Origin of the sequence: Mycolicibacterium arseniciresistens, assembly GCF_030519285.1 — a bacterium.
Lineage (GTDB): Bacteria > Actinomycetota > Actinomycetes > Mycobacteriales > Mycobacteriaceae > Mycobacterium > Mycobacterium arseniciresistens.
Genome location: NZ_JAUMSQ010000361.1, coordinates 1 through 7,556, shown reverse-complemented (window position 1 = coordinate 7,556; position 7,556 = coordinate 1). Strand labels below are relative to the sequence as shown.

Below are 7,556 nucleotides of genomic sequence, written 5' to 3'. Positions count from 1 at the left end.
ATCGTGCAGGCCGCGGCGGGTGGCACGCTGCGGTTGATGCGCCCGCTGTTCGCCGCGGGCCTCGGCGGCCGGCTCGGCAGCGGGCAGCAGTGGCTGTCGTGGATCGGCCTGGACGATCTGCTCGACGTCTACTACCGCGCGCTGTGGGACGGCCGGCTCGCCGGCCCGGTCAACGCGGTGGCGCCGGAGCCGGTGCGCAACGTCGACTACACCCGGGCGCTGGCGAAGGTTCTGCACCGGCCGGCCGTGCTGCCGGTGCCGTCCCTGGGCCCGCGGGTGCTGCTGGGCGCGCAGGGTGCGCGCGAGCTGGCCGAGGCCGATCAGCGGGTGGCGCCGACCGTGCTGCAGTCAGTGGGGCACAGATTCCGTCAGCCGCTCGTGGCCGACGCGCTGGCCCATCAGCTCGGACACGGCTGACGCGCCACCCGGTCCAGGAAGCCCCGCACCAGCAGCCTGATCCGGCGCGCGGCGTCGTCGCGCATCTCGGCTGTGCGGGCGAGCAGTTCGTCGTGTCGCAGGCCCGCTCCCACGACGTCTCCGTCGCGGTCGTCGGCCAGCCAGCCGGCGAGCAGGCCGGCGTCCAGCTCGGGGTGGAACTGCAGTGCCAGTGTGCGGCCGAGGACGAACGCCTGCGACGCCTGCGCGGTGCGGGCGAGTTCGGTGGCGCCTGGCGGCAGCGTCCACCGGTCGAAGTGCCACTGGAACCAGGGCCCGGGCGGCACCACCCCGGTGTCGTCGGTGTCGATCTGGTACCAGCCGATCTCGGGTGCCGTCGACCGGGCGACGGCACCGCCGAAGGTCTGCGCCAGCAGTTGACCGCCGAAGCACACACCGAGCAGCGCCACCCCGGCGGCCGCGGCGTCACGCATCATCTGCATCTCGGCGTCCACCCAGGTGCGGCGCAGCGCCTCGTCGTAGACCGGCCAGCGCGCGCCGAGCGGCACGACGACGTCGTAGCCGGTCGGATCGGGGAAGGTCACGTCGACCGCCGGGGTGTCCACCCGGTCGGCGGGCACCACCTCGAACGTGTCGATGTCGAAGCCGCTGTCGGCGAACGCCTCGCCGAGGAGGCCCTCGGTCGCCAGATGCTCGTTGTAGAGGAACAACACCTTCGACGCCACGGCAGTCATTATCTCGGCGGCGGCATGGGGGGCGCATCCTCGGGGGCCAGTTCGGCGCCGATCCGGCGGAACAGCGCCTCGGCCTCGTTGGCGTAGTCGCCCTGGTCGTCGAACGCCTCCGGCGCGTAGGTCACCGCGACGGCGACGGCCAGCTTGCGTTCCGGAAGGTAGGCCTCCACCGCCGACGAGCCGGACAGCAACGGGTTCTGCAGCAACCACTCTCCGGAGATCACCACGCCGAGGCCGTAGGTGTAGCCGATGCCCTGGGCGAAGCAGGTGCTGCAGCCGGGCTGCGGCCGTGTCCTGCCTCGCAGGTCGGTCGAGGTCATCCTGCGGTAGGACGCCTCGGACAGCAGCTGCCCGGAGCCGATGCCCTCTGCGGTGCGGGCGAGGTCGCCGATGGTGGAGGTCTGCACGGCTCCGTGGGTGATGGTCCACGACGGGTTCCAGAACGTCGACTCCTCGTAGAACGCGGTGCCGGCGGGCACACCGAGTGCGGCCCGGCGCTCGGAGCTGAACGCGTGCAGCACCGGGTCGGGGATCTCCGCCGTCAGCGAAGCGGTGGTGCCGGTGAGGCCGAGTGGCTGTAACACATTGTCGGCCAACAGTTCCGGCATATCCCTGCCGGTAGCCTTCTCCAGCGCCATGCCGAGCAGCACGTAGTTGGTGTGGGCGTAGTTCCAGTTGGTGCCCGGTTCGTAGAGCAGCGGCTCGTCGACGGCGTAGCGCAGCAGTTCGTCGGTGGTCCAGGCGCGGAACGGGTTGTCGTAGGCGGCCGCGGTGAAGGCGTCGTTGCCGATCACGTAGTCGCGGTAGCCCGACGTCATCTGGGCGAGCTGGCCGAGTGTGACCGCCCCGGCGTGCGGGACCTCGGGCAACCATGTCGACAGCCTGTCCTCGAGCCGCACCGTGCCGCGGTCGACGAGGATGAGCAACAGTGTGGCGACGTAGGAGATGGCCACGGCGCCGTTGCGGAAGTGCATCTGAGCAGTGGCAGGCACACCGGTCATGGACTCGCCGAAGGCGTCGGTGACGATCTCTCTGCCGTCCTCGGTCACCCGCACCAGCACCGCCTTGAGGTGGGCCGAGGCGATGGCGTCACGCACGATGGTCCGGATCGCCGCCGCCCTGGAATCCTCTGCGGGCTGCGGAGTCTGGTCGGGCTCGGGTGCGCACCCCGCGAGCACGGTCAGCGCACACAGGACGGCGAGCGTGCGACGGGCGCGGGTCATGACTGATCCTGGCAGAGTCGGCGAGCCCGGGCGGCGTACTTTGGCGGGCAAGTGGGCATTCCCCCGAGGTGAACGACCTCTCCGAGTGGTTCCTGACGACCGCCGAGCGGAACAACCCCCACTCGGATCTGCCCGCCTGGTGCGCGGGCAGCCTGGTGGAGCCGCTCGTCCACGGCGCGACCTACTTCGACCACCTCGTCACCGAGGTGGAGGCGCTCGGCGAGGGCGACCACGTGTTCTTCACCGACTGGCGCGGTGATCCCGACCAGCTGCTGCGCGACGGCGGTCCGACCATCCGCGAGCTGTTCTGTCACGCCGCCGAGCGCGGCGTCGTCGTCAAGGGGCTGGTGTGGCGGTCGCATATGGACTGGATGCAGTACAGCGAGGAGGAGAACCAGCACCTCGGCGAGGCGATCGAGGCGGCAGGTGGGGAGGTGCTGCTCGACCAGCGGGTGCGCATCGGCGGGTCGCACCACCAGAAGCTGGTGGTCATCCGGCATCCCGGCGAGCCCGAGCGCGACGTCGCCTTCGCCGGCGGCATCGACCTGTGCCATTCCCGCCGCGACGACCGGTCGCACCACGGCGACCCGCAGGCGGTGCAGATGGCGGCCCAGTACGGCGAGCACCCGCCGTGGCACGACGTGCAACTGCGGTTGCAGGGCCCCGTGGTGGGCGCGCTGGACGCCACGTTCCGGGAGCGGTGGCACGACCCGGCGCCGCTGGACACCCTGTCACCGGTGGCGTGGGTGATGGACAAGCTGCGCGGCGCCGATCTGAAGCCCGACCCGCTGCCCGAACAGCCGCCGGACCCGCCGCCGTGCGGTCCGCACGCCGTCCAGGTGCTCCGCACGTATCCCGACGCGCACTTCGCGTTCGACTTCGCACCGCACGGTGAGTTCACCGTGGCCCGCGGCTACACCAAGGCGATCGCGAAGGCCCGTCGCCTGATCTACCTCGAGGACCAGTACCTGTGGTCGCGACAAGTCGCCGACCTGTTCGCCGCCGCCCTGAGCGCCAATCCCGATCTACACCTCATCGCCGTCGTGCCGAGGCACCCCGACGTCGACGGCAAGCTGGCGCTGCCGCCCAACCAGATCGGCCGCCGCGAGGCGATCGATGCGTGCAAGGCCGCCAGCCCAGACCGGGTGCATGTCTTCGATATCGAGAACCACCAGGGCACACCGGTGTACGTGCACGCCAAGGTGTGCGTCATCGACGACGTGTGGGCCTGCGTGGGCAGCGACAACTTCAACCGCCGGTCGTGGACGCACGACAGCGAACTGTCGTGCGCCGTCCTCGACGACACCCGCGACGAGCGGGAGCCCACCGACCCTGCTGGCAGCGGTGACGGCGCCCGGGTGTTCGCCAGGGAGCTGCGGCTGGAGCTGATGCGCGAACACCTCGACCGCGACGGTGACGACGGACTCATCGACCCCGCCGACGCCGTACGCGAATTCGTCGCGGCTGCAGAGGCTCTCGACGCGTGGTACGACGGTGGGCAGCGCGGTCCGCGGCCACCGGGCCGGGTGCGCAGCCACCGCGCCGAGAAGCTCGGCCGGCTGACCCGGCTGTGGGCCGGTCCGGCGTACCGGATGTTCTACGACCCCGACGGCCGGTCCTACCGCGCCCGCTTGAAGGGGCGGTACTGAGTCAAGCGCCTTCGGTGTCCGCGTCGGCGAGTCCGGCGAGCACCGCCGGCAGCGGCCCCTCGTGCAGGACCCCGAGTCGTTGGGTCGCGCGGGTCAGCGCGACGTAGAGTTCGGCAGCGCCGCGCGGACCTTCGGCGAGGATCCGCTCCGGCGCGACCACGAGGACGGCGTCGAATTCGAGGCCCTTGGTCTCCGACGGCGGCACCGTGCCCGGCACGCCGGGCGGGCCGATCACCACGCTGGTGCCCTCGCGCGCGGCCTCGTCCCGCTCGAAATCGCCGATGGCCTCGGCGAGGTCGGCGTCGCCCACACGACGGGACCAGGGTCGGAACCCGTTGGCGCGCACAGAATCCGGTGGCTGCACGCCCGGTGCGAACTCGGCGAGCAGCGCGGCGGCGACGGCCATGATCTCGGCGGGCGTGCGGTAGTTCACCGACAGCGAGCGGTACACCCATCGGCCCGGCACATGCGGATCGAGCATCTCCGCCCACGATGTCGCCCCTGCCGCCGAGCGACGCTGGGCGAGGTCGCCGACCACCGTGAACGACCGGGCCGGGCAACGCCGCATCAGCACCCGCCAGTCCATCTCGGACAGTTCCTGCGCTTCGTCGACGACGACGTGGCCGTAGGTCCAGTCGCGGTCGGCGGCAGCGCGTTCGGCGACGTCTCGGATGTCGCGTTGTTCGAAGCGCTCCGCAAGGTCCTCGGCGCCGATCACGTCGCTCGCGAGCAGATGGTCCTCGTCGTCCATCATGTCCTCACGCGCGAGCATCATGTCCAGAACCCCTGCGGCATAGTCTGCTTCGGCCTGTCGCTCCTTCTCCGCGGCCTGGTCGGCCGCCCGGTCGCGGCCCAGCAGGTCGACCAGTTCGTCGAGCAGCGGCACGTCCGAGACGGTCCAGGCGCCGCCGTCGGCGCGCCGGAGCAGTCGGTCGGCGCCGGCCGCCTCCAGCCGCTCGGGTGATTCATACAGCGACTTCAGCAGTGTCTCAGGGGTCAACAGCGGCCACAATGCGTCGAGCGCGGCGATGAACTGCGCGTTGTCCCTGAGCTCGCGGAGCAGGCCCTTCCGCATCTCTTCCCACGCGCCGCGGTCGTCACGGGTGAGCCACCCCCGGCCGATGCGGGCGATCGCCCGTTCGGTGAGCACGTACTCGACGATCTCGCGGAATTTCGTTCGCGCCTCGTTGTGCGGCAGACCGGTCGACCGGGCTTCCTCCCGAGCCCACTCGGCGGTCTCGGCGTCGATGCGCACCGTGACATCGGTGAGTCCGATCGTCAGCGGTTCGCCGGGGAGGCGCTGCCGGTCGGCGACGGCCGCGGTCAGCACGTCGAGGATCCCCAGAGAACCCTTGAGTCGGGCCACGTCCGGGGTGTCCTCCGCGGTCACCCGCAGGCCGGGCACGAAATCGCCGGGGGTCGTGAACACCACGTCCGATTCGCCGAGGGACGGCAGCACACGGCCGATGTGCTCGAGGAACGCCGGACTCGGCCCGACGACGAGGATGCCGTGGCGCTCCATGCGCTTGCGCTGGGTGTATAGCAGGTAGGCGACCCGGTGCAGCGCCACGACGGTCTTGCCGGTGCCGGGACCGCCCTCGATCACCGTCACCCCCGGGTGGTCGAGCCGGATGATCGCGTCCTGCTCGGCCTGGATGGTGGCGACGATGTCGCGCATGCCCTCGCCGCGCGGCGCGTTGACGGCGGCGAGCAGCGCGGCGTCGCCGCGTTCCTCACCGATCTGGCCGAACACCTCGTCGGTGAAGTCGAGCAGCTGCCGCCCGCGGGTGTGGAACTGCCTGCGTCGGCGCATGCCTTCCGGATGCGCGCCGGTGGCCGTGTAGAAGGCCCGCGCCGCGGGGGCACGCCAGTCCAGCAGCTTGGTCTCGTACCCGTTGTCCTCGTCGAGGAGCCCGATGCGGCCGATGTAGCAGCGTTCGCCCGACACGGAGTCCAGGCGGCCGAAGCACAGGCCGTGGTCGGCCACGTCCAGGCGCGCCATCTGCTTGGCGAGCGCATGCACCTCCGCGTCGCGCGCCACCAGCGTCCCGCCGTCCATCTTGTCGATGGGACCGCGCAGCGCCTCCTGGTAGCGGCGTTTGGCCCGGTCGCGTTCCGTGTCCAGGCGGGCGTACAGGTCGGCGACATAGTCGCGCTCGGCCTGCAGTTCGTCGTCGTACGCCAGATCCCTCACTACCTCTGCTGTCTCCTTCGTCGAACTCGTGGAGCAGCGAGTGTGCGCCATGACCCCGGCCTTGCGGCAAGCCCCCCGGTGCCGGATATCCTGAGAAGGGCAGGGACGTTCGTCCCGCCTTCTGTCTCCCAGTCGAGACACTCACAGTAGTCGCCTTCGCGAGCCCGGCTTGTCAGACCGTTTCAGTACACTCGAACACATGTTCGAGTCGGCGTCGACGGGTGAGGTGGTCGCGGTGATCACCGATGCCTATCGGGAGGAGTCGAGGCTGGTGGGGCGGCGGTTGGCGGCGATCGCGGAGCTGCTGGGCCGGCGCACCTGGGAGGCCGAAGCCGAGGATCCGGACTGTGGCTACATGATCGTCACCGGGTTGCAGCGCACCAGTGCGGAGGTGGCCGCGGCGATGAATCTGTCGGCGGCGGCGGCCAGTGTGCTGGTGTCGCAGGCCGATGCGTTGGACAGCCGGCTGCCGAAGGTGGCCGCGGTGCTGGCTCGGGGTGACATCGACTGGCGCACCGTGCAGATCATCGTGTCGCGCAGTGAGTTGGTCAGTGATCGCAGGATCATCGCGGCCCTGGATACGCAATTGGCCGAACGAATCTCGCGGTGGCAGTCCTGGTCGCGCAAGCGGGTGATCGATGCAGTGGACGCCGCGGTGCGCACGCTGGATCGCGATGCGGTCAAGGAGCGGGAGCGCGCCGAGGACCGCCGGCGCATGGATGTGATCGCGGTGGGTGACGGTACGGCCAAGGTCGACGGGGTGGTGGACGCCGAGACTGCGGTGATCTTCGACCGCACGTTGGGCGAACTCGCGACGGCGGTGTGCCGCGAGGACCCTCGGACCCTCGCTCAGCGCCGCGCGGACGCGGTGGCCGCGATGGCGCAGGGACAACCGCTGGCCTGCCGGTGTGAGGCATGTGCCACCCGCCCGGTGACGCCCGCTGCGGGTGGGCCGGCTCCCGCGCCGGCCGCCGACGACATGGGTGACAAGATCACCGCCGACAACGCGGCGGACACGAGCGGCGTCCAGACCGCCGCTGACACCGGGGAGGTCGAGGCGTGTGCCACGCCCTCGGCGCCCTCGCCGCCCTCAGCGCCTCCACCCCCGGCGCCCACGCCGTCGGGCACCAGGTTCGTGATCAATGTGATCGCCGATCAGTCCACCGTGCTGGGTACCGGTAACCGGCCGGGCTATCTGGAGGGTTTTGGGGTGATCGACGCCGATCTGGTGCGCCAACTGGCTCAGGGAGCGACGCTACGGCTGCTGAACCCACCAATGGTCACCGCCGAGCAGGCGTTGCGGTATCAGCCGACGGCGGCGGTGGAACGCTTCGTGCGGATGCGCGACCTGACGTGTCGC

At 70.8% G+C, this 7,556-nt stretch carries 6 protein-coding genes; 3 read left to right on the top strand and 3 right to left on the bottom strand.

The window, feature by feature from the left end:
* Positions 1–417 (top strand): DUF1731 domain-containing protein (locus Q2100_RS28285; protein WP_302916712.1); only part of this gene is annotated, 417 nt, incomplete at its 5' end.
* On the opposite strand, the gene Q2100_RS28280 is transcribed toward Q2100_RS28285, so the two are convergent.
* Both Q2100_RS28280 and Q2100_RS28275 read right to left on the bottom strand, forming a co-directional pair.
* The gene (locus Q2100_RS28280) at positions 399–1,130 is read right to left on the bottom strand and encodes a type 1 glutamine amidotransferase (protein WP_302916711.1); all 732 of its coding nucleotides are present in this window, start codon (positions 1,128–1,130) and stop codon (positions 399–401) included. The two genes, Q2100_RS28285 and Q2100_RS28280, sit on opposite strands and share 19 nt — an antisense overlap.
* Positions 1,130–2,353 carry a serine hydrolase domain-containing protein gene (locus Q2100_RS28275; protein WP_302916710.1) on the bottom strand — a complete coding sequence of 408 codons (1,224 nt, stop codon included), beginning with the start codon at positions 2,351–2,353 and terminating at the stop codon, positions 1,130–1,132. Before Q2100_RS28275 ends, Q2100_RS28280 begins: the two co-directional genes overlap by 1 nt.
* A 68-nt stretch (positions 2,354–2,421) precedes the next feature.
* Here Q2100_RS28275 and Q2100_RS28270 point away from each other — a divergent pair, with 68 nt between their 5' ends.
* On the top strand, positions 2,422–4,002 hold the full coding sequence (locus Q2100_RS28270; protein WP_302916709.1) for a phospholipase D-like domain-containing protein: 1,581 nt from the start codon (positions 2,422–2,424) through the stop codon (positions 4,000–4,002).
* Position 4,003: 1 nt separating this feature from the next.
* On the opposite strand, the gene helR is transcribed toward Q2100_RS28270, so the two are convergent.
* Entirely contained in the window at positions 4,004–6,196 is a 2,193-nt protein-coding gene (gene helR / locus Q2100_RS28265; RefSeq protein ID WP_302916708.1) for an RNA polymerase recycling motor ATPase HelR, read from the bottom strand.
* A gap of 199 nt (positions 6,197–6,395) precedes the next feature.
* Here helR and Q2100_RS28260 point away from each other — a divergent pair.
* Positions 6,396–7,556, top strand: a 1,161-nt coding sequence (locus tag Q2100_RS28260) for a DUF222 domain-containing protein (RefSeq protein WP_302916707.1), incomplete at its 3' end; no start/stop codon positions are given.